The organism is Microbacterium sp. cf332 (assembly GCF_900102175.1).
Classification (GTDB): Bacteria; Actinomycetota; Actinomycetes; order Actinomycetales; family Microbacteriaceae; genus Microbacterium.
The window spans coordinates 648174-669140 of record NZ_FNKN01000002.1; the positions used below are offsets into that span (position 1 = coordinate 648174).

At 71.7% G+C, this 20967-nt stretch carries 18 protein-coding genes; 8 read left to right on the top strand and 10 right to left on the bottom strand.

What is annotated here, in order from left to right; genetic code table 11:
* Position 1: 1 nt before the first annotated feature.
* The 4 genes from BLT21_RS10140 to uraD all read right to left on the bottom strand — a co-directional run bounded on the left by BLT21_RS10140 (position 2) and on the right by uraD (position 2843).
* Positions 2–913 carry an ABC transporter permease gene (locus BLT21_RS10140; RefSeq protein ID WP_091501641.1) on the bottom strand — a complete coding sequence of 304 codons (912 nt, stop codon included), beginning with the start codon at positions 911–913 and terminating at the stop codon, positions 2–4.
* Positions 914–931: 18 nt separating this feature from the next.
* Positions 932–1885 carry an ABC transporter substrate-binding protein gene (locus BLT21_RS10145; RefSeq protein WP_091501643.1) on the bottom strand — a complete coding sequence of 318 codons (954 nt, stop codon included), beginning with the start codon at positions 1883–1885 and terminating at the stop codon, positions 932–934.
* A 131-nt stretch (positions 1886–2016) separates the two neighbouring features.
* Complete coding sequence (gene uraH, locus BLT21_RS10150) at positions 2017–2337, bottom strand: hydroxyisourate hydrolase (protein WP_091501645.1); 321 nt, start codon at positions 2335–2337, stop codon at positions 2017–2019.
* On the bottom strand, positions 2334–2843 hold the full coding sequence (gene uraD / locus BLT21_RS10155; protein WP_091501648.1) for a 2-oxo-4-hydroxy-4-carboxy-5-ureidoimidazoline decarboxylase: 510 nt from the start codon (positions 2841–2843) through the stop codon (positions 2334–2336). The genes uraH and uraD overlap by 4 nt, the downstream gene beginning before the upstream one ends.
* A 52-nt stretch (positions 2844–2895) precedes the next feature.
* Here uraD and BLT21_RS10160 point away from each other — a divergent pair, with 52 nt between their 5' ends.
* Complete coding sequence (locus BLT21_RS10160; protein ID WP_176786872.1) at positions 2896–3549, top strand: helix-turn-helix domain-containing protein; 654 nt, start codon at positions 2896–2898, stop codon at positions 3547–3549.
* Positions 3550–3585: 36 nt separating this feature from the next.
* Here BLT21_RS10160 and BLT21_RS10165 read toward each other — a convergent pair whose 3' ends face one another.
* A complete protein-coding gene (locus tag BLT21_RS10165; RefSeq protein ID WP_091501652.1) occupies positions 3586–4188 on the bottom strand; it encodes a helix-turn-helix domain-containing protein in 603 nt (200 codons plus the stop codon).
* Positions 4189–4337: 149 nt separating this feature from the next.
* On the opposite strand from BLT21_RS10165, the gene BLT21_RS10170 reads away from it, so the two are divergent.
* The 7 genes from BLT21_RS10170 to BLT21_RS10200 all read left to right on the top strand — a co-directional run bounded on the left by BLT21_RS10170 (position 4338) and on the right by BLT21_RS10200 (position 14392).
* Positions 4338–5897 (top strand): NCS1 family nucleobase:cation symporter-1, encoded by a 1560-nt coding sequence (locus tag BLT21_RS10170; RefSeq protein ID WP_091501654.1) that lies wholly within the window; start codon positions 4338–4340, stop codon positions 5895–5897.
* Complete coding sequence (locus BLT21_RS10175) at positions 5894–6613, top strand: aspartate/glutamate racemase family protein (RefSeq protein ID WP_091501656.1); 720 nt, start codon at positions 5894–5896, stop codon at positions 6611–6613. Before BLT21_RS10170 ends, BLT21_RS10175 begins: the two co-directional genes overlap by 4 nt.
* Positions 6614–6715: 102 nt before the next feature.
* On the top strand, positions 6716–8119 hold the full coding sequence (gene allB / locus BLT21_RS10180) for an allantoinase AllB (RefSeq protein ID WP_091501658.1): 1404 nt from the start codon (positions 6716–6718) through the stop codon (positions 8117–8119).
* Positions 8116–9720, top strand: coding sequence for an AtzH-like domain-containing protein (locus BLT21_RS10185; RefSeq protein WP_091501660.1), 1605 nt, complete (start codon positions 8116–8118; stop codon positions 9718–9720). The genes allB and BLT21_RS10185 overlap by 4 nt, the downstream gene beginning before the upstream one ends.
* Complete coding sequence (locus BLT21_RS10190) at positions 9717–10955, top strand: pyridoxal-phosphate-dependent aminotransferase family protein (protein WP_091501662.1); 1239 nt, start codon at positions 9717–9719, stop codon at positions 10953–10955. The genes BLT21_RS10185 and BLT21_RS10190 overlap by 4 nt, the downstream gene beginning before the upstream one ends.
* Before the next feature lie 63 nt (positions 10956–11018).
* Positions 11019–12275 (top strand): Zn-dependent hydrolase, encoded by a 1257-nt coding sequence (locus tag BLT21_RS10195; protein ID WP_091502231.1) that lies wholly within the window; start codon positions 11019–11021, stop codon positions 12273–12275.
* A gap of 737 nt (positions 12276–13012) precedes the next feature.
* Positions 13013–14392, top strand: coding sequence for an amidohydrolase family protein (locus BLT21_RS10200; RefSeq protein ID WP_091501664.1), 1380 nt, complete (start codon positions 13013–13015; stop codon positions 14390–14392).
* A gap of 112 nt (positions 14393–14504) precedes the next feature.
* Here BLT21_RS10200 and BLT21_RS10205 read toward each other — a convergent pair whose 3' ends face one another.
* The 5 genes from BLT21_RS10205 to BLT21_RS10225 form a co-directional block, all read right to left on the bottom strand.
* Positions 14505–15308, bottom strand: coding sequence for an ABC transporter permease (locus BLT21_RS10205; RefSeq protein WP_091502233.1), 804 nt, complete (start codon positions 15306–15308; stop codon positions 14505–14507).
* Positions 15305–16111, bottom strand: a complete 807-nt coding sequence (locus BLT21_RS10210) for an ABC transporter permease (protein WP_091501666.1) — start codon at positions 16109–16111, stop codon at positions 15305–15307. Before BLT21_RS10210 ends, BLT21_RS10205 begins: the two co-directional genes overlap by 4 nt.
* Positions 16111–16932 carry an ABC transporter ATP-binding protein gene (locus BLT21_RS10215; RefSeq protein WP_091501667.1) on the bottom strand — a complete coding sequence of 274 codons (822 nt, stop codon included), beginning with the start codon at positions 16930–16932 and terminating at the stop codon, positions 16111–16113. The genes BLT21_RS10210 and BLT21_RS10215 overlap by 1 nt, the downstream gene beginning before the upstream one ends.
* 23 nt (positions 16933–16955) lie before the next feature.
* Entirely contained in the window at positions 16956–18065 is a 1110-nt protein-coding gene (locus BLT21_RS10220) for an ABC transporter substrate-binding protein (protein ID WP_091501670.1), read from the bottom strand.
* Between the two features lie 151 nt (positions 18066–18216).
* A complete protein-coding gene (locus BLT21_RS10225) occupies positions 18217–20967 on the bottom strand; it encodes a molybdopterin-dependent oxidoreductase (RefSeq protein ID WP_091502235.1) in 2751 nt (916 codons plus the stop codon).

Below are 20967 nucleotides of genomic sequence, written 5' to 3' on the forward strand. Positions count from 1 at the left end.
GTCACTTGATGAGGGGGCGGCCGCGCGTGGCGAGACGGAAGGCCCCGACGAGGATGCGGTCGGAGAGGAAGCCGGCGGCGCCGATCGCGACCATGCCGACCACGACCATGTCGGTGCGCACGACGTCGCGGGCGAGGATGATGGCCGACCCGAGGCCGACGTTCACCCCCACCGACTCGCCGAGCACGAGCACGACCCAGGCGATGCCGAGGCCGACGCGCAGGCCGTTCATGATGGCGGGCGCCGACGCGGGCACGACCACCTGGGTGAGGATCTCGCTGCGCCGGGCGCCCAGCATCCGCCCGGCTTCGACCAGCCGCTGCGGCACCTCCTTCGACCCGCTGATGGCTCCCAGCACGATCGGGAAGAACGCCGAAAGGGCGATGAGGAAGATCGTCGCCTGGTCGCCCCAGCCGATCAGCAGCCCGACCAGCGGCACCCACGCGGTCGCGGGGATGGGCCGGAAGAGGTTGATGAAGGGGTCGAAGAGGCCGTCCATCGTGTACGAGCGGCCCATGACGATGCCGAGCGGGATGGCGATGGCCGCGGCGATCGCGAAACCGATCAGTACGCGCAGCGCCGACGTGCCGAGGTTGACCCAGAGGTCTCCCGAGAAGGCGTCGTCGTTCACGCCGCCGAACCCGTAGTCCCACAACGACGTCACGACCTCGGCGGGCGTCGGCAGGAACGCCATCCGGATGCCGACGAACGGGATCTCCCATTCCTGGTCGCGGCCGATCTGCCAGAGGACGAGGAAGAGGAACGGCACCGGCAGGCCGAGCAGGAACCGGTAGAGAGCTGGCCGCTGGTTGGGTCGGCGCGCCGGCGGGCGGCGCCGGACGGGTGCGCTCGCCGGTGCACCGGCGACGACGGCTGCGTCGTCGGTGCGCCCGGATGGGACGGTGTCGGTCATGGTGCGTCTCCCCGCGGGTCAGTCGGCGAAGCTCGTGTCGACGATCGTGTCGGCGGTGGGGGTCGAGGTGATCAGCCCGATCGAGGCCATAGCCTCGGCGAGGGCCTCGAGCTGTCCGACGTACTCGTCCGACAGGTCCGACCGCAGCCAGAAGTTCTCGAGCGCCGACGTGAAGACCTCCTCGTCGCCGCCGAACTCCTCGACCATGCCGGGCAGCCACTCGTCGATGTTGTCGGCCATGTAGGCGGTCGTCGCGGCGTGGGTGTCGACGACGCGCTGCACGAGCTCGGGGTTCTCCTCGATCAGTTCGCCGGTCGTGACGAGACCGATGTTCACGCGTCCGATGGCAGTCGAGTACGGGTCGACGACCTCGGTGCCACCGGCCGCCTTCGCGATCGAGACTCCGATCTCGACACCCATGAAGGCGTCGATGTCGCCGCTCGCGAAGGCCGACGCCATCTCGGGCACGGGGATCGGCGTGAGCTCGAAGTCGTCGGGCGACATGCCCGCGTCGTCGATCAGCAGTCGCAGCGCGACCTCCTGTGCGGAGCCCTGGACGATGCCGATCTGCGAACCCTCGAGCTCGGCGAGCGAGGTCTCGCCGTTGCCGATGAACCCCGACCCGCCGTCGGCGGCGCTCGCGACGATCCGCAGGTCGCGGTTCTGGGAGATCGACGAGATGGTCGGCGTGACGCCGGTGATGGCGAAGTCGATGCTGCCCGAGACCAGGGCGTCGGACAGGGCCGGGGTCGTGTCGAGCGTCACGACCTCGAACTCGACGCCGTCGACGGCGTGGTCGGCGTAGAGGAACGGCTGGTAGAAGTGCGGCTGGCCGCGCAGGGTGCCGATCTTGACGGTCTCGACGCCGTCGCCGCCTGCGGTGTCGTCGCCGGCGGAGCTGCAGCCGGTGAGGACGAGGGCGGCGAGGGAGACGGCGGCCAGGAGGGCGATGCGGGGTGAACGTGCGCGCATAGGGGTTCCGATCGGAGGAGGACGACGGTGCAGGGGACTGCCGTCATTCAACGGTTTCCGATCGCTCGCGAGGTGAAGGCCGTGTAACGACTCTGTTAAGCCAGCGCTTAACCCCGACGCGGGCCGCCCGTTCAGCTGCCGCGGTAGGTCGAGTACGCGAACGGGCTCAGCAGCAGAGGCACGTGCAGGTGGGGCTCGTCGCCGACGGTGAATTCGACGGTCACCGACGGGTAGAACGTCGCGGTGCCCGACCGTGCGAAGTGCTCGCCGGTGCCGAAGGTCAGGGAGTAGACGCCGGGCTCGAGCAGCTCGGGTCCGAGGGCGAGCCGACCGTCGGCATCGGTCGAGCCTGTCGCGACGACGGTTCCGCCGGCGTCGGCGAGCTCGATCGCCACATCGACCGCGGGGGTGCCGGTCGCGGCGTCCAGCACATGGGTGGTCAGGTGGGTCATGCCGGAGCCTCCTCGGTGACGGTCTGCGAGAGGCGGAGCAGCGCGATCTCGGCCAGCTGGCCGAGGGCCTCGCCCGTCTCGGTGCGGTCGTCGTTCCCGAGGCGACGCTCGAGCTCGGACCGCATCTCGCCCGGGGTCCGACCCGCCGCCCGGATGAGGAAGACGCGGTCGAACCGTTCCTCGTACCGCCGGTTGCCGACCGCGATCGCCGCGGCGTCGTCATCGGATGCCGACCGCATCGCGGCCTGCTCGGAGCGCGACGCGTCGCCCTCGGCGCCCGGCTCGTCGACCCGGGCGCCGATGCGCGGATGATGCGCGAGCGCGGCATCGAGGTCGTCCCCGTCCCAGTGGGCCGCCTCGGTCCGCGCCCGGGCGCCCAGCTCCGCGACGTCGCGGTACGGTCGCCCCGCGACCAGGGTGTCGACCCAGCGGGGGATCGGAGCCCAGACGGCGACGACGCGTCGGGCCTCGTCCGCGCTGAGGGCGTGGAACTCGTCGAGGTGCATGCGCGCCACGGTACTGTCACCGCGTTTCTCCCGCGTTACATATCATCGTGCCGTGGAACCGCAGCGCGCCGAGCCCGACCTGCCCGCGTCGATCGGGCGCCGCCTGCGGGCCCTGCGCACCCGGACGGGGCGGTCGTTGGCCTCGGTCGCGCAGGAGATGGGCATCTCGGCGAGCGCGCTGTCGCAGATCGAGACGGGCGCGATGCAGCCGTCGGTCCATCGGCTTGTCGAGCTCGTGGGCGTGCTGGGGGCCCCGGTCTCGGTGATCTTCGACGACCACGCCGTCGCGGTGGTCCCCGATCCCGACGCCCCGGGCGAGCTCGACGAGCCCGTGCCCGGGGTCTTCGTCGCGCGCGTGGGCACCGAGACCACGGCGCACCTCGGTGGCGGCGTCACCTACCGGCGGCTGACTCCCGTGCCCATCAGCGGGGTCGAGCACTTCGAATCGACCTACCCGCCGGGGGCGAGCTCGAGCGCCGACGGCGGTCTCCTCGTGCACGCGGGTTACGAGAGCGGGCTCGTGGTGACGGGCACGCTCACCTTCGAGTTCACCGACGGCGAGGTCGAGCTCGGGCCGGGTGAGTCGCTGTCGTTCGCGGCGTCCCGTCCGCACCGGGTCGCCAACCGTACCGACAGCGTCGCGGTCGCGACGTGGCTCACGGTCGTCGGATCGACCGGCCCCGTCGACGGGGCGACGGGGCGCTGAGTCGTCGGCAGCTCACGTCGGACGGAGTGACCGGCCTCACGCGGGCGCGTGCACGATCAACCACGTCGCAACGGCGATCTCGTCACCGTCGTTGTGGATGCGGTGCGGCCGCGAGCAGGGATAGCTGATCGTGTCGCCGGGGCGCAGGACGACCCGCTCGTCGGTGAAGTCGACCGTCAGCTCGCCCGAGAGCATGGTGCCGACCTCGTAGCCGTCGTGCCGGAAGAGGTCGGTGTCGCGGTGGGCCGACGACCCGGGCGGGTAGGTCGACTGGAAGTAATCGATGCCCGGGCTCGGTCCGGGAGACAGGCGGCGGAAGGTCACTCCGTCGCCGAGCTCGACCGTCGTCGCCTGCGCGGCGCGGACCAACGAGAAGCCGTCGATCTCGGCGGCGAGCGCCGCGGCCGGGGCCGCATCGCCCGTCTCGAACACGGCGGCGAGGGGGACGCCAAGGGCGTCGGTGATGGCGAGCAGGCGCGAGACGCTGGGCTGCAGCACGCCGCGCTCGATCTGCGACACCGCGCTCGGGCTGATGCCCAGCGCGGCGGCGACGGCGCGCGCCGACATGCCCTGTTGCCGACGCAGTTCCCGCAGCCGACCGCCGACCTCGATCCCGGTCCCCAGCGCGAGCTCTGACATGGCGCCGAGTCTAAACGGCCCACGACGACGGTCGGCGTCGACGGCCGTGAAGTCCCAACTTCACACCGTCGTTACACCGGCGAAACCCGTGCGGCTCGATTAACCCATAGCTTCACTTTCCAGATCCCCTCCTGGAAGGTTCCGACGCCATGACCGCACCCCCGAACATCCTGCCCGCCGACACGACCGCGCCCGATCGGGGCTACGACCCCCGACTGTCGAACGAGGACCTCGCGCCGCTCCGCAAGCAGAAGTGGACCTGGTACAACATCTTCGCCTTCTGGATGTCGGACGTGCACTCCGTCGGCGGGTACGTCACTGCGGGGTCGCTCTTCGCGCTCGGCATCGCCGCCTGGCAGGTGCTCGTGGCCCTCGTGGTCGGCATCGTGATCGTGCAGGTCTTCGCCAACATGGTCGCGAAGCCCAGCCAGAAGACGGGCGTCCCGTATCCCGTGGTGAACCGCGCCATCTTCGGGGTGCGCGGCGCGAACATCCCCGCGATCATCCGGGGCATCATCGCGATCGCCTGGTACGGCGTGCAGACCTTCCTGGCGGCGCAGTCGCTGAACATCATCTTCCTGAAGTTCATCCCCGGATCGGCTGCGCTGCTCGACGTGAGCTTCCTCGGCCTGTCGGCGCTCGGATGGATCTCGTTCTCGATCCTCTGGGTCGCGCAGGTGGCGCTGTTCTGGAACGGCATGGAGGTCATCCGACGCTTCATCGACTGGGCCGGACCGGCCGTGTACGTCGTGATGATCGTGCTCGCGGTGTACCTCGTCAGCCAGGCGGGCTGGGAGAACATCGACCTGAACCTCTCCGACCCCGCTGCCGCGCCGCACGACGTCTGGGGCACCCTCGGGCTCATGGCCATGGCGGTCGGCATCGTCGTCGCCTACTTCGCCGGGCCCATGCTCAACTTCGGCGACTTCGCGCGGTACGGCCGCTCGTTCAGCCAGGTCAAGAAGGGCAACTTCTGGGGCCTTCCGGTGAATTTCCTGTTCTTCTCGATCCTCACCGTGCTCACCGCCGCGGCCACCGTGCCGGTGTTCGGCGAGCTGCTCCTCGATCCCATCCACACCGTCGAGGCGATCGACACGCCGTTCGCGATCCTGCTGGGCGGGCTGACCTTCGTCACCGCCACGGTCGGCATCAACATCGTCGCGAACTTCATCGCGCCCGCCTTCGACTTCTCGAACGTCGCGCCGCAGAAGATCTCGTGGCGCATGGGCGGCATGATCGCCGCGGTCGGATCGGTGTTCCTCACGCCGTGGAACTGGTACTCCGACGCCACCGCCATCCACTACTCGCTCGGCATCCTCGCGGCGCTCATCGGCCCGTTGTTCGGCCTGCTGATCGCGGGGTACCACATCGCGGCGAAGCAGCGGATCCGCACCGACGACATGTTCACCATGAGCGAGACGGGGGCGTACTGGTACCGCAAGGGCTATAACCCCAACGCGATGAAGACGCTCGTCGTCGCGGGGGTGCCGACGATCCTGCTGGCGATCCTGCCGAAGACCTTCGCCGACATGGGGCTGTTCGACGTCTCGTGGATCGGCAACTTCACCTGGTTCATCGGATGCGGGCTCGCCTTCGCGGCGTTCGTGCTGTTCGAGCGTCGCGACCCGCAGGTCCCCACGTTCGCGGGCGAGATCGAGGGCATCTCGGACGGAACGCTGCCCGAGTCCGCAGCGGGGTCTGTCGCGTGAGGATCACCCTGATCAACCCCAACACCTCCCGGGCGATGACGGCGAAGATCGCCGCCGCCGCCCGGGAGGTGGCGGGGCCCGGGGTCGAGATCGTCGCCGTGCACCCCGTCGATGGCGCGGCCGCGATCGAGAGCCACGTCGACGAGATCGCCGCCGCGCGTTCGGTCGTCGAGATCATCCAGGACGACCGCGCCGCGGGCGGCAGCGACGCGTACGTCGTCGCCTGCTTCGGCGACCCGGGGCTCGATGCGGCACGCGAGCTCGTCGACGTTCCGGTCATCGGGATCGCCGAGGCCGCGATGCACGTCGCCACGCTCTCGGGCCGGCGGTTCGCGGTCGTCACGACGCTCGGACGCACGCTCGGCCGCGCGCGCGATCTGCTCGCCCGGTACGGGATGACGTCGGCGTGCGCCTCGCTCGTCGCTTCCGGCATCCCGGTGCTCGACCTGGAGGACACCGGTTCCGACTCCTTCGAGCGGATCGCCGCTCTGTGCGCCGCCGAGGTGGCGGGCGGGGCCGACGTCATCGTGCTCGGATGCGCCGGGATGGCCGACCTCTGCCACGCCCTATCGGAGCGCGTCGGTGTTCCCGTGGTCGACGGGGTCGGCGCCGCGGTCGGGCTCGCTTCGGCGATGGTGCGGATGCGGGTGGGGACGAGCAAGCGCGAGGAGTATGCCACCCCGCCGCGTCGTCACGAGAGCGTTACATCGGGGTAACCGCCGCGGTGGCGTTAACCCATAGCTTTATATTCGACAAGCGGCGTCGCGCCACCGCGACGCCGCCCCGATCCTCGCCCCCGACCCCGCCCCGGAGATCCCGTGACCGCATCGCCCCCGTCCCGCCTCGTCGTGCGCGCGCGCCGCGTCTTCGACGGCGCGGCCTTCGTGCCCGCAGCCGTCGTCGTCGAGAACGGCCTCGTCGTCGCCGTACTCGACGAGGAGGCACCGGTCGCGGACGCCGCCGAGCTGCGCGTCCCCGCCGACGCGGTGCTGCTGCCGGGACTCGTCGACTCGCATGTGCACGTCAACGAGCCCGGGCGCACCGAGTGGGAGGGCTTCGGCTCGGCGACCCGGGCCGCGGCTGCGGGCGGGGTCACGACGATCGTCGACATGCCGCTCAACTCCATCCCGCCGACCACGACCGCCGCCGCGCTCGAGATCAAGCGCGCCGCCGCCGCGGCATCCGCCCGCGTCGATGTCGGGTTCTGGGGCGGGGCGGTGCCCGAGAACCTGGGCGGGCTCGCACCGCTCCACGAGGCCGGCGTCTACGGGTTCAAGTGCTTCCTCGCGCCGTCCGGCGTCGACGAGTTCGGCCACCTCGACCGCGAGCAGCTGCGCCTCGCGATGGGCGAGGTCGCCGCGCTCGGCTCGCGCCTCATCGTCCACGCCGAGGATCCCGAGCTGCTCGGCGCCGACGGCGCGCTCGGTCGCGGATACGACGCGTTCCTCGCCTCGCGACCGGCCACGAGCGAGGCGTCGGCGATCGAGGCCGTCATCGACGCCGCGCGCGCAACCGGTGCCCGAGCCCACATCCTGCACCTGAGCGATGCGCGGTCGCTGCCGGCGATCCGGGCGGCCCGCGCCGCGGGCGTCGACCTCACGGTCGAGACGTGCCCCCACTACCTGACGATCATCGCCGAGGAGATCCCCGACGGCGCCTCCGAGTTCAAGTGCTGCCCGCCGATCCGCGAGGCCTCGAACCGCGACCTCCTCTGGCAGGGGATCATCGACGGCACCATCGACGCCATCGTCAGCGACCACTCGCCCTCGACCGTCGATCTCAAGCGTGCCGGCGACGGCGACTTCGGCCTGGCCTGGGGCGGCATCTCCGGCCTGCAGGTCGGGCTGTCCGCCGTGTGGACCGAGGCCCGCGAGCGCGGCATCCCCCTCGAGGCGATCCTGCCGCTGTTCACGGCGGGTCCCGCCGCCGTCGCCGGACTCGACGCCGTCGGGCGCATCGTCCCCGGCGCTCCCGCGCACCTGGCCGTCTTCGCCCCCGACGACGTCGTCCACGTCGACGCGCGCGAGCTGCGCCACCGCAATCCGATCTCGGCGTACGACGGCCGCGTGCTCACCGGTCGGGTGCGCCGCACCTGGCTGCGGGGCGAGGTCGTGTTCGCCGCCGACGCGGATGCCGCCGGAGACGCCGTCGCCGGAGCTGCGACCGGGCGCCTGCTCGCGCGGAACGGGGCTCTCGTCGCCGTCGGCGAGGACGCATCATGACCGATCCCGCCCACGGGATCCCCGCCGAGCTGGCGGCGGCGTTCGCCGACTACGAGCGGGCCATCGTCGAGAACGACCTCGCGGCGCTCGATGCGGCGTTCGCGCCGGGGCCCGGCACGATGCGCGCGGATGCCGCCGGTCTGCTCGTCGGCCATGACGCCATCAGCGCCTTCCGCGGTGCGCGCGGCGGCGTCGCGGCGCGCACGATCGAGACGATCGAGTACCGGCCGCTCGCGCCCGACGTCGCGCTGCTCATCTCGGTCTCCCGCTACGCCGCGGGCGGTACCGGCCTGCAGACCCAGCTCTGGCAGCGCATCGACGGCCGCTGGCTCATCACCGCCGCGCACGTCACACCGCGTCCGCAGGCCTTCGACCGGTCGATCTGGCGCACCGTGGGCGACCCGCTCTACCAAGGCGCCTGGGAGGGGCCGCTCGCCGGACTAACCGTCGCGGTCAAGGACCTCTTCGCGATCCGCGGCTATCGCATCGGGGCCGGCAACCCGGCCTATCTCGACTCCGCTCGCGCCGAGACGACCACCGCACCCGCTGTCGGCGACCTGCTGCGCGGCGGAGCATCGCTGCGCGGGATCGCGCGGACCGACGAGTTCGCGTACTCGGTCGCGGGTGACAACGCCCACTACGGCACCCCGCCGAACGCCGCGCTGCCCGGGGCGCTCCCCGGCGGCTCGTCGAGCGGACCCGCATCCGCCGTCGCCGCCGGGCACGCCGACATCGCCCTCGCGACCGACACCGCCGGATCGGTGCGCGTTCCCGCCTCGTATCAAGGGCTCTGGGGTCTGCGGACGACGCACGACCTCGTTCCCCGACAGGGGCTGCTGCCCCTCGCGCAGAGCTTCGACACGGTCGGATGGCTGACCCGCGACGGCGCGACGCTGGAGCGGGTCGCCGAATGGTGCCTCGGCTACGCCGGGTCGGAATCGACCGAGAGCGTGCGGGGCGCGTCGGCCCGCGACCTACCGTGGCGCTTCGCCGTGCCGGGCGAGATCGTCGATGCCGCCGAGCCCGGCACCCGGCGCGCGTTCGCCGACCTGCTCGACCTCCTCGCGGCATCGGGCGAGGAGGTCTCCGTGGAGCAGGTCGCGATCGGCGACCTCGATGCGTACCTCGACCCGTTCCGCGTCGTGCAGGGCGCCGAAGCCTGGCGCAACAACGGCGACTGGCTCGCCCAGCATCCCGGTGCCGTGGGAGACGCCGTCGCCGATCGCTTCCGGGCCGCCGCCGCCGTGACACCCGACGACGAGAAGCGGGCGCGCGCCGCGCTCGCGCCCCTCGCCGACCGGCTGCGCGGACTCGCCGAGAACGCGGTCCTGCTGCTGCCGACCGTGCCGGGAGCCGCGCCGCCCCGTACCGCCCGCGGCGCCGCTCTCGACGCCGTGCGGCGTGACACACTGCGCATGACGACGCCCGCCGCCGTCGCCGGCCTCCCCGCGATCTCGATGCCGTTGCTCACTGTGCCGTCGCCGCTCGGAACAGCGCCCGTCGGAGTCAGCCTCGTCTCGCGGGCCGGAACCGACCTCGCCCTCGTGCGGCTCGCCCGCCGCCTCTTCTCGCTCCTCGACCCCCGGACGGACACCCCATGACGAACCCGACCGTTCCGATCCCCGGACCCATCGACCCGCCCGCCCGCCTGCTCATGGGCCCCGGGCCGATCTCGGCCTATCCCAGTGTGCTCACCGCGATGTCGGCCGCTCTCGTCGGCCAGTACGACCCGTTCATGACGAAGACCATGACCGAGACGCAGGAGCTCTACCGCGCTGTCTGGAACACGCGCAACGACGCCACCATGCTCGTCGACGGCACGAGCCGCGCCGGCATCGAGGCGGCGATCCTCTCGCTCGTGCGTCCCGGCGACCGGGTGCTCGTGCCCGTCTTCGGACGCTTCGGACACCTGCTCGCCGAGATCGCGGAGCGCGCGCTCGCCGAGGTGCACACCATCGAGACCGAATGGGGACAGGTCTTCACGCCCGCCGCGATCGAAGAGGCCGTCGTGCGGGTGAAGCCCACGCTGCTGGCGCTCGTGCAGGGCGACACCTCGACGACGATGAACCAGCCGCTCGACGAGATCGGCGCGATCTGCGCGAAGCACGGGGTGCTGTTCTACTCCGATGCGACCGCCTCGCTCGGGGGGAACGAGTTCGACGCCGACGGGTGGGGGCTGGATGCCGCCACCGCGGGACTGCAGAAGTGCCTCGGCGGCCCGAGCGGCTCGGCGCCCATCACCCTGAGCGAGCGCGCGGTCGAGGTCGTGCGCTCGCGGGCGCGCATCGAGGCCGGCATCCGCGAGCCCGGCGATCCCGACGCGGCCGACTTCGTGCGGTCGAACTACTTCGACCTGGGCATGATCCTCGACTACTGGGGGCCGCGCCGGCTCAACCACCACACCGAGGCGACGTCGATGCTCTACGGGGCGCGCGAATGCGCCCGCGTGCTGCTGCTCGAGGGGCGCGACGAGGTCATCGCGCGCCATCGGCTCGCGGGCGCCGCCATGCTCGCCGGCGTGCAGGCCCTCGGGCTCACGGTCTTCGGCGACGTCGCGCACAAGATGAACAACGTCGTGGCCGTCGAAATCCCCGACGGGGTGCCCGGCGACGAGGCGCGCGCCGCGCTCCTCACCGACTTCGGCATCGAGATCGGCACGTCTTTCGGCCCGCTCCACGGCCGGGTGTGGCGCATCGGCACCATGGGCTACAACGCCCGGCAGGACGCCGTGCTCACCACCCTCTCGGCGCTCGAGGCGGTGCTGCGCCGCTACGGCGCCGCGGTGCCGGTCGCCGGCGGGGTCGAGGCCGCGGCGGACGTCTACCGCGGACGCTGAGCCGTGGCATCCGCTCTGCTCTCCGTGTCGCCCGAACGCATCGCCGAAGCGGCGCGCCGGGTGATGTCGCGCTGCGACGAGCTCGCCCGCATCAGCGCGGCCCCCGACCGCATCGAGCGGGTGTACCTCTCGCCCGAGCACGCCCGCGTCAACCGCCTCGCCGCCGAGTGGATGCGCGAGGTCGGCATGGCCACGCACCAGGATGCCGCCGGCAACCAGCTCGGCCGACTCGACACCGACGGCGACGGCCCCGCGCTCATGATCGGATCGCACCTCGACACGGTGTCGGACGCCGGACGGTACGACGGCATCGTCGGCGTCCTGATGGGGATCGAGGTCGTGCGGATGCTGCGCGAGCCCGCCGACGGCAGCGGCGAGGGCTCGTCGTGGCGGTCGCCGCTGCCGTTCGCGCTCGAGGTCGCCGCCTTCTGGGACGAGGAGGGCACGCGCTTCGGCAAGGCGCTGCTCGGGTCGTCGGCGGTCGGCGGCGTCTGGGACGACGCCTGGTGGGAACTCGCCGACACCGAGGGCACGACTCTCGTGCAGGCGTTCCGCGAGTTCGGGCTCGACCCCGGCCGGGTCGGCGAGGCGGCGCGCCGCCCGGACGAGCTCGTCGGATATCTCGAGGCGCACATCGAACAGGGGCCCGAGCTCCACCGCCGCGGTGAATCGCTCGCCGTGGTGTCGTCGATCGCGTCGGCCCGACGGTTCCTGCTGTCGGTCGAGGGCGAGGCGCGGCACGCCGGCGGCACGCCCTACGACATGCGGCGCGACGCGCTGCTCGGCGCATCCGAGGCGGCCCTCGCGGTCGAGCGGATCTGCCGGTCGGAGCACCACATCATCGGCACCGTCGGCCAGTTCGAGGCGTTCCCCGGCGGGGTCAACATCGTGCCCGGAGAGGTGCAGTTCTCGCTCGACCTGCGGGGCGAGTTCGACGGCGAACGCGACCGCGTCTGGCGCACCCTCACCGCCGAGCTCGACGAGATCATGGGCCGTCGCGGCCTGCGCTGGCAGCACCGCGAGATCCACAACGCCGCGGCGGTCGCCTGCGCGCCGCTGCTGCAGGACGTCGTCCGCGAGGGCATCCGCGCGACAGCCGGCGACGTCGGCGACGAACCCCCCGCGATCTTCAGCCGGGCGGGGCACGACGGCATGGCCCTCGGAGGTCTCACCGACATCGGGATGCTGTTCCTGCGCAACCCCGACGGCATCAGCCACCACCCCGACGAGGACGTCTCCACCGCCGATGTCGCCCGCGGCATCCGAGCCCTCGCCGAATCCGTCCTGCATCTCGCCGCCGACCGCCGCGCCGCCGCCTGACCCGCCCGCGCCGGGGTCGGGTTCTCGGCGCGTCCCCGTGCCGTCCACAGGCTGAGAACCGCGTGGCCGGTCGGAGGCGGCGGTTTCGGCGGCTTCATCCTGTGCGCGGCACACAAGTCGCGGCGGCCGGGCCCGCCGGGCCCGCCGAGCCCGCCCGAGCCTCCAGCCCCGCGCTCGCCTTCGGCACCGCGCGGGGTTGGGGCGCTCCTGCGCAGGGCCTCTCGTCCTACCGCCGGGCCGTCCACAGGCTGAGAACCGCGTGGCCGGTCGAGGCGGCGCTTTCCCGCGGCCTCATCCTGTGCGCGGCACACAGATCGCGGCGGCCGGGCCCGCCCGAGCCTCCAGCCCCGCGCTCGGCTTCGGCACCGGCGCAGGGTTGGCGCGGTTCCGCGAACAGGCTGAGAGGGCTTCGAGCGGCTGGCGGGGCCGGATACGGAGCGTTCAGCCTGCCGACGGCACCGCGCAACGTCGGGCGACGGCTCATATCTCCGCACCGCCCCACCCGCACCTCAGCACACCGCGCCTCCGCCCCCGCCCGCGCCTCAGCACCGCGCCCCCACCCGCACCTCAGCACACCGCGACCTCGTGCTTCCGCCCGCAGCCGGACCTCCGCACCGCCCCGCCGCGACCTCGCCCGCATCTCAGCGACCCGCACCTACGACCCCGCCCGATCCTCCCCGCGCCGGGCGCAATACCCCTGACCCGAGGGCGAAACATGGGCTCGGTAGCGTGCGGGTATGCGCCTGCTCGTGACCCACGCCCGCCTCATCACGGTGCCCGCCGGCACCGACGACCCCGGCTACATCGAGGAGGGCTGGATGCTCGTCGGCGACGACGGGCGCATCGCCGCGATCGGCGCCGGGGACCCGCCCGCGGGCACCACCGCCGATGAGACCCTCGACGCCGCAGGCTCGTTCGTCGCCCCCGGCTTCGTCTCGAGCCATTCGCACCTGTTCACCTCGGGCCTGCGCGGTCTGGGGGTCGGCGAGACGCTGTACGGCTGGTGCGACGCGATGCTCGGCACGACCGCGCACATGACCGCCGACGACGTGTATTGGTCGACGCTCCACGGCGCCCTCGACTTCCTGTCGAACGGCGTGACGACCGCCTACAACTTCACCGACCCGCTGCAGTCCTGGGAGTCCATGGTCGACGGCAAGCGCGTCGGCGATGCCCGCATGCGCGAGCTCGAGTACCACACGCGTCAGGCCGACGCGACGCGCGACGCCGGCATCCGGTTCGTCGATTCGATCGGCATGGATGTCACCGTCGGTTCCGACGACGAGATCTTCGACAGGTTCGCCGCGTCGGTCGCCCACACCCGGACGATGGACCCCGATTTCGCGCTCGGCGCGTCGATCATGGGTCAGGTGCAGTGGTCGCCCCGCGCGGAGGCGGCATGGCTCGAGGTCGAGGCGATGCGCCGCTACGGCGTCACCAATCAGGCGCACTTCCTCGAGTCGCCGGAGGCGGTCGAGCATCAGCGGTCGAAGTTCGCGCAGTACCGGGATGCCGGGGCGCTCGGTCTCGGTCTCGTCTTCGGTCACTTCATCCAGACGACGCCCGAGATCATCGACGAGGCCGTCGCGGGCGGCGCCGCGATGTCGTGGCAGCCCGCCTCGAACGGGCGGCTCGCGTCGGGGACCGCACAGGTACCCGAGATGCTCGCGAAGGGCATGAAGGTCGGCATCGGGCTCGACGATCAGGCGTGCACGGATGTCTCGGACCCCTGGCAGAACATGCGCATGGGCATCTACCAGCAGCGGGCGCGCCTGCAGGATCCGCTCGCGATGATGCCCGAGCAGGTGCTGCGGCTGCACACCCTCGGGGCGGCCGAGATCATGGGTGTCGCGGATCGGGTCGGGTCGCTCGAGGTGGGCAAGCTCGCCGACTTCGTGGTCGTCGATCCCCGGCGTCCGGATGTCGGGCCGCTGTGGCATCCGGTGCGGAGCTACGTTCTCGCGATGAGCCCGCGCAACCTGTCGCGCGTGTACGTCGGCGGTGTCCTGGCCGATGATCGCGGCGCGTCGACGAACCCCCTCGCCGCCGAGGCCTCCGCGCGCCTGCACGAGACCCTCGCCGAGGTCGCGCGCCGCCGCCCCACCCACCCCCACTGACCCCGCCCCGCCCCGCCCCGCGAGCCGCGCCCCGCGAGCCGCGAGACGACACGTGCGCCCCGAGGCGGCGGGGTGAACCCACCGTCTCGGGGCGCAGCTGTGGTCTCGCGGGTCAGGCGACGGAGGTGGTCATGCCCATGCGGGTCAGGACGAGGGTCTCCACGATCTGCACGAGGTTGTAGAGCACGAGGGTCAGCAGGGTGATGATCGCGACCGAGGCCCACAGGTCGTCGAAGCGGGCGGTCGCGGTGAACTTCACGATCATGCCGCCGATGCCCTGCCCCGTCGACAGCCACTCGGCGAGCAGAGCGCCGGTGACGGCGCCCGGCACCGAGACGCGGGCGGCGGCGAAGAGCGAGGGCAGCGCACCCGGCACGCTGACCTTGCGCAGCTGCGCGAGCCGGCCCCCACCGTAGACGTGTACGAGGTCGAGGCTCTCCTTCGTCGCGCGGCTCAGCCCGAACAGGATCGAGGCGAGCGCGGGGAAGAGCACGACGATCGAGCCGATGACGGCGACGGATGCCGCGGTGCCGCGGCCCGTGATGAGGATGATGACGGGAGCGATCGCGACGAGCGGCACCGAGCGCAGCAGCAGCGCGAGCGGCATGACCCCGGCCTCGATCGCCTTCGACAGCGAGAACGCCACGGCGAGCAGCAGGGCGATGAGCATGCCCACGCCGAAGCCGAGGGCGGCGTCCTGCACGGTCTGGCCGATGAGCGGCCACAGGTCCATGCGATTCTCGGCGGCGTCGTCGGCGGTGAACAGGAACTCCCACACCTCGGCGGGACCCTTCGCGACGTAGGTCGAGATCCCCGTGAGGTTGACCACGGCCCACCACAGTGCGAGCACGATGAGCACGGTCGCGAGCGCGTTGAGCAGGGAGCGTCCGAGCGAGCGGCGGATCGCGACGATCATGCGGCCGACCTCCCCGAGACCCACGGTGTCACGAGACGCGCGACGAGTCCGAGGGCGGCGTATCCGATGAGGGCGACGATGGCCGACAGCAGGAACACCGCCCAGACGCGCGGCGAGTCGAGGTCTCCCTGCAGCTTGATGAGGGTGATGCCCACGCCTCGGTCGATGGCGCCCATGTACTCGCCGAGGATGGCCCCGAGGAAGGCGCTCGGCACGGCGATCTGCAGCGCGTTCAGGATGGCGGGGGCGGCGGCGATCAGCCGCACTTTGCGCAGTTGCGTCCACCGCGATCCGCCGTACACGCGCACCACGTCGAGCGACGCCTTGTCGGCGGCCTTGAATCCCAGGAGCGCGCCGACGACGGTGGTGAAGAAGACCGCCAGCGCGGCGAGGAAGATGGCGGTCGCGCTGGGGTCTCCGGCGCGTTTGGCTCCGCCGAGCACGACGATCGCGATGCCGCCGACGGCGACGACCGGCAGGCAGTAGCTGACGACGGCGATCTGGGTGACGACGACCTCGAGGCGGGGGAGCAGCAGCACGGTCGATGCGAGCAGGAGCGCGATCACGTTGCCCCACGCGTAGCCGATCATCGCCTCGCCGATCGTGACCTGGAACACCGTCCAGTACGGCGCGAGGCCGTCGCGGGCGATGGTCTCGAACACGGTGAACGGTGAGGGCACGGGGGTGAAGCTCGTGCCCTCGGGCGGCGAGAACGCCGTGACCGACAGCAGCCACCATGCCGCGATCAGCACGACGGCCCCGATGACGCCTGCGAGCCAGGTCGGCATTCCGGCGCGGCGCATCACGACTCCGCGTCGGCGCGGCCGTCGCTGCCGAAGAGCAGCTCGGACGCGCGGTCGACCAGCGCGTGGAACTCGGGGGTCCGCATCATCTCGGGCGTGCGGGGCCGCGGCAGGTCGACGTCGATGATCTCGACGACGCGGCCGGGGCGCGGCGACATGACCGCCACGCGGTCGGAGAGGAAGATCGCCTCGGAGATGCCGTGGGTGACGAGCAGCGTGGTCGCGGGCTTCTCGGTCCAGATGCGCAGCAGTTCGAGGTTGAGGTTCTGCCGGGTCATGTCGTCGAGCGCGCCGAACGGCTCGTCGAGCAGCAGCACCGACGGCTTGAGCGCGAGCGCGCGGGCGATCGACACGCGCTGCCGCATCCCGCCGGACAGCTGGGCGGGCTTGGACTTCTCGAAGCCGGTGAGCCCGACGAGTTTGATGAGCTCGTCGATGTACGCCTTGTCGGGCGTGCGACCCGCGATCTCGAAGGGCAGGCGGATGTTGGCGAGCACGCTGCGCCAGGGCAGCAGGGCGTGGTCCTGGAACGCGATGCCCAGCTCGTGGTCGCGCCGCAGCTCGTGCGGTGTCTTGCCGTCGACGCGGACTTCGCCGGCCGTCGGGTTCTCGAGGTCGGCGAGGATGCGCAGGATCGTGGACTTGCCGCATCCCGAGGGGCCGAGCAGGGCGAGGAACGAGCCCTTGTCGGTGTGGAGGTGGGTGTCCTGCAGCGCCGTCACGGTCCGGCCGCGGCCGGTGTGGAAGGTCTTGCTGAGGCCGTCGATCAGGATGCCGGTGCCGCGAGGGGCACCGGCATCCCGGGTGTCGTGGTGTGTCATGTGATGGTGGGAAGCGTCCGAACTTACGGGAGGTAGTCCAGCAGCTCCGGGTTCTCGTCGTAGATCTCGTCGATGATGGTGGTGTCGAACAGGTCGTCGACCGAGACATCCCAGCCCGCGGCGGCGAGCGAGTCGACCGTCTGCTGCTTCAGGTCGTCCGAGATCGTGAACAGGCCGTTGGCCTCGGTCTCCTCGGTCGAGATGAGCAGGTTCTGCGCGGCGATGCCGGCCGTGGTCTTCTCGGGGTCGAGGGCGCCGAACACGGCCTCGAGGCCGTCCTCCGATTCCTCGGCGGCCTGGTTGTAGTACTTCTGCACCAGGCTGACGGTGTCGTCGACGGGCTGCTGGAACACCTGGGTCCAGCCCTTGATCTCGGCGATCAGGAACTCCTTGAGCAGCTCCTTGTTCTCGGCGAGGTACTGGTCGGTGACCGTGAAGGTCTCGGCGACGTAGGGAACGCCGTTCTCGGCGTACGAGAGGTTCGTGATGTCGTAGCCCGCGAGCTCGACGGTCAGCGCCTCGTTGGTGAGGTAGGCCATGAACCCGTCGACCTGGCCGTCCATCAGCGGGGTCGGGTCGAAGTCGACGGGAACGACGGTGACCTGGCTCGGGTCGATGTCGTTGGCGTTGAGCAGCGCCGCGAACACGGAGGCGTTGGAGTCCTGGACGCCGATCGTCTTGCCGATCAGATCCTGCGGCGTGGTGATGTTGCCGCCGTCGGCCAGCGACAGGATCGTGAAGGGGTTCTTCTGGAAGGTCGCGCCGATGATCTTCAGCGGCGCCTCTTCCTCGGCGACGGCGGCGCCGACCGAGGCGGCGTCCGAGAGTGCGACCTGAACGGTGCCCGACAGCAGCTTCGCCACGCCGGTGTCGGGGCCGGAGATGCCGATGACCTCGTCGAAGCCGGCCTCGTCGTAGTACCCGTTCTCGTAGGCGTAGAACTCGCCGGCGAACTCCTCGTTCTTGATCCACGAGTACTGCACGCTGATCTCGCCGAACGAGGCGGAGTCGTCGGAGCCCGACGCGCCGGGCTCGGCGGCGTTCGACGAGCAGGCCGAGAGGGCGAGGGCGGCGACGGCAGCGGTGGCCAGGGTCGCGGCGAGGCGGTGTTTCCGGATGCGCGGTGCGGGCATCGGTTCTCCTTCGGGTGTGCGGGTGCAGGAACGCAGCGCGGGTGCACGGATGCCGCTGCGGGGAGGTGCTGGCTTGAAGCTATTGCTTGAATATTTCGGTCACCGTCGCGCTCGTGTTTCGATGCTGTGACGGCTTCCGATGCGTCGCGCCTCAGCGGGGGTCGCGCTGAGCCAGCCGCCAGACCCGGTCGCGGCTGAAGGGCTGCTCGTAGGGTCGTCGCCCGAGGGCGCGGGCGATCGCGTTGCCGATCGCGGGTGCGACGGGGTTGTAGGGCGACTCGCTCATCGACTTCGCCCCGAACGGTCCGAGCGCGTCGTCGGTCTCGGCGAAGTAGACCTCGGTGTCGGGGATGTCGGCCGACTGCGGCACGCGGTACGTACGGAACACCGGGTTCATCACCCGGCCGCCGTCGTCGATCATGACCTCTTCGTACAGTGCGCTGCCGATGCCCTGCGCGACTCCGCCCTCGACCTGTCCGCGGCATTGTGCGGGGTTGAGGACGACGCCGGCGTCCGCCGACTGGACCGACTGGAGAATGCGCACCGATCCGGTCTCGGGGTCGACGGCGACGCGCACCGCGTGGACGTTGAAGGCGAGCGAGCGCTGATCGCCGAGCTCGCTGCCGTCGGCCGTCAGCCCGTGCTCGTCGCGATGCGCGGGGTCGGCCGCGGCGATCAGCTCGGCGGCGCCGACGACGCCCGCGGGGGTGCGGACCGCGCCGTCCGGCCGCAGCACCGCGTCGGCCGAGGACGTTCCCGTGAGAGCAGCCGCGGCGTGCCGCATCCGCTCGGCCAGCGTCAGACAGGCGGCGTGCAGCGCCTTCCCGGCGACGGTGATGCCTGCCGAGGCGAACGCGCCGGTGTCGTGCCGGACGGCGTCGGTGTCGGCGCTGCGCACCTCGAGGCGGTCGCTGCCCAGCACCGACGACGCGATCTGTCTGTGCACCGTGCTCGTGCCGTTGCCGAACTCGACCGTTCCGGTGCGCAGCAGGTACGAGCCGTCGGGACGCAGCGTCGCGGTCGTGTGGGCGATGTGGCCGAACGGCGCCATCGTCGCGATCATCGCCGCGGCCATGCCCTCGCCGACGAGCCACCCGTCGGGCGCGACGACCTCGTGGCCGCGGCGCAGCGCAGCCTCGGCCAGATCGATGCACTGATCGAAGCCGTAGCTGCCCCAGACGAGGTCGTGCTCGTGTGTCGCATCGGCCGGTCCGACCGCGTTGCGACGGCGCAGCTCGAACGGGTCGATGCCGAGCTGCTCGGCGAGCATGTCCATCGCCGACTCGACGCCGAGGATGACCTGGCCGAGCCCGTAGCCGCGGAAGGCGCCCGAGGGGACGTTGTTGGTGTAGACCACCTCGGCGTCGAGGCGCACCGCGTCGCACCGGTACAGCGCGACCGACTCGGCCAGCGAATGGAACATGACACCGCGCGAATGGTTGCCGTACGCGCCGGTGTCGCTGAGGAGGTCCACCGTCATCGCCGTCAGGCGGCCGTCCGCGGCGGCGCCGAGGGTCACCGACACCCGCATCGGATGCCGCAGCGACGCGCGCTGGAACTGCTCGGTGCGCGAGAACTCGTAGGCGACCGGGCGTCCCGTCCGCAGCACCGCGAGCGCGACCAGGTCCTCGGTGAAGATCTCCTGTTTGCCGCCGAAGCCCCCGCCGACGCGCGCCGTGAACACCCGCACGCGGTCGGCGGGCAGGTCGAAGAGCCGCGCGATCTCGTCGCGCGTGAGGAACGGCACCTGCGTGGAGGAGCGGATGACGAGGCGCCCCGCGTCGTCGAGCCACCCCACCGACCCGTGCGTCTCGAGCTGCGCGTGCGAGACGCGCTGCGTCGACCACGTGCCGCTCACGACGGCGGCGCTCGCCGCCAGCGCCGCTGCGGTGTCGCCCGTCTCGCGGTGCATCGCGGCGATGACGTTGCGACCGGCGTCGTCGACGCGGTCGGCGGGTGTGCGGTCGGGATGCAGCAGGGGGGCGCCGGGGGTCCGGGCCTCCTCGGGATCGAAGACGGCCGGCAGCACCTCGTAGTCGACGCGCACCAGGCGCCGGGCGGCGTCCGCGGCCTCCGCGGTCTCGGCGACGACCGCGACGACCCGCTGTCCGACGTGACGGACGACCTCGTCGAGCATGAGGGTGTCGTCGGGATCGTCCTCGCGGTGCTCGTGCCGGCCCGTCGAGTAGCGGATGCGGGGGACATCGGCCGGGGTGAGGATCGCGACGACGCCGGGGACGGCCCGAGCGGCGTCCGCGTCGATCCGGCGGATGCGGGCGTGCGCGTGCGGCGACCCGACGACGCGCAGCACGAGCGGCGGACCGGCGGGGGTCTCGGCGAGGTCGAACGTGTACGGTTCGCGGCCCTGCACGACGCGCCGTGCCGCCTCGGGTGAGACCGAGCGGCCGACGCCGCGAGGGGCGGGCGCGGCCCGGTCGTCGCGCGCGGGCGCACCAGTCTCCCGCACGGGGCCGAGAACCGAGGCGCGGACGGCCTCGCGGATCGGACGATATCCGGTGCACCGGCACAGGTTGCCCTTGAGGCGGCGGTCGAGGTCGTCGAGGTCGTCGGCGCACATCGTCGAGGCGGTCACGCTCAGACCCGGTGAGCAGAACCCGCACTGGAAGCCGAAATGCTCGATCAGCGCCTCTTGCACCGGGTGCAGGTCGTCTCCCGGAGCGAGGCCGGCCGCGGTCGTGACGGTGCGGCCGTCCAGCCGCGCCGCGGGGATGAGGCACGAATGCACCGGCTCGCCGTCGAGCAGCACCGAGCACGCTCCGCAGTCTCCCGCGTCGCAGCCCTTCTTGACCTCGAGGTGACCCGTCTCACGCAGCATCGTGCGCAGGCACTGCCCGGCCCGGGGGTCGGCCGCCACGGCCACCCCGTCGACCTCGAACCTCAC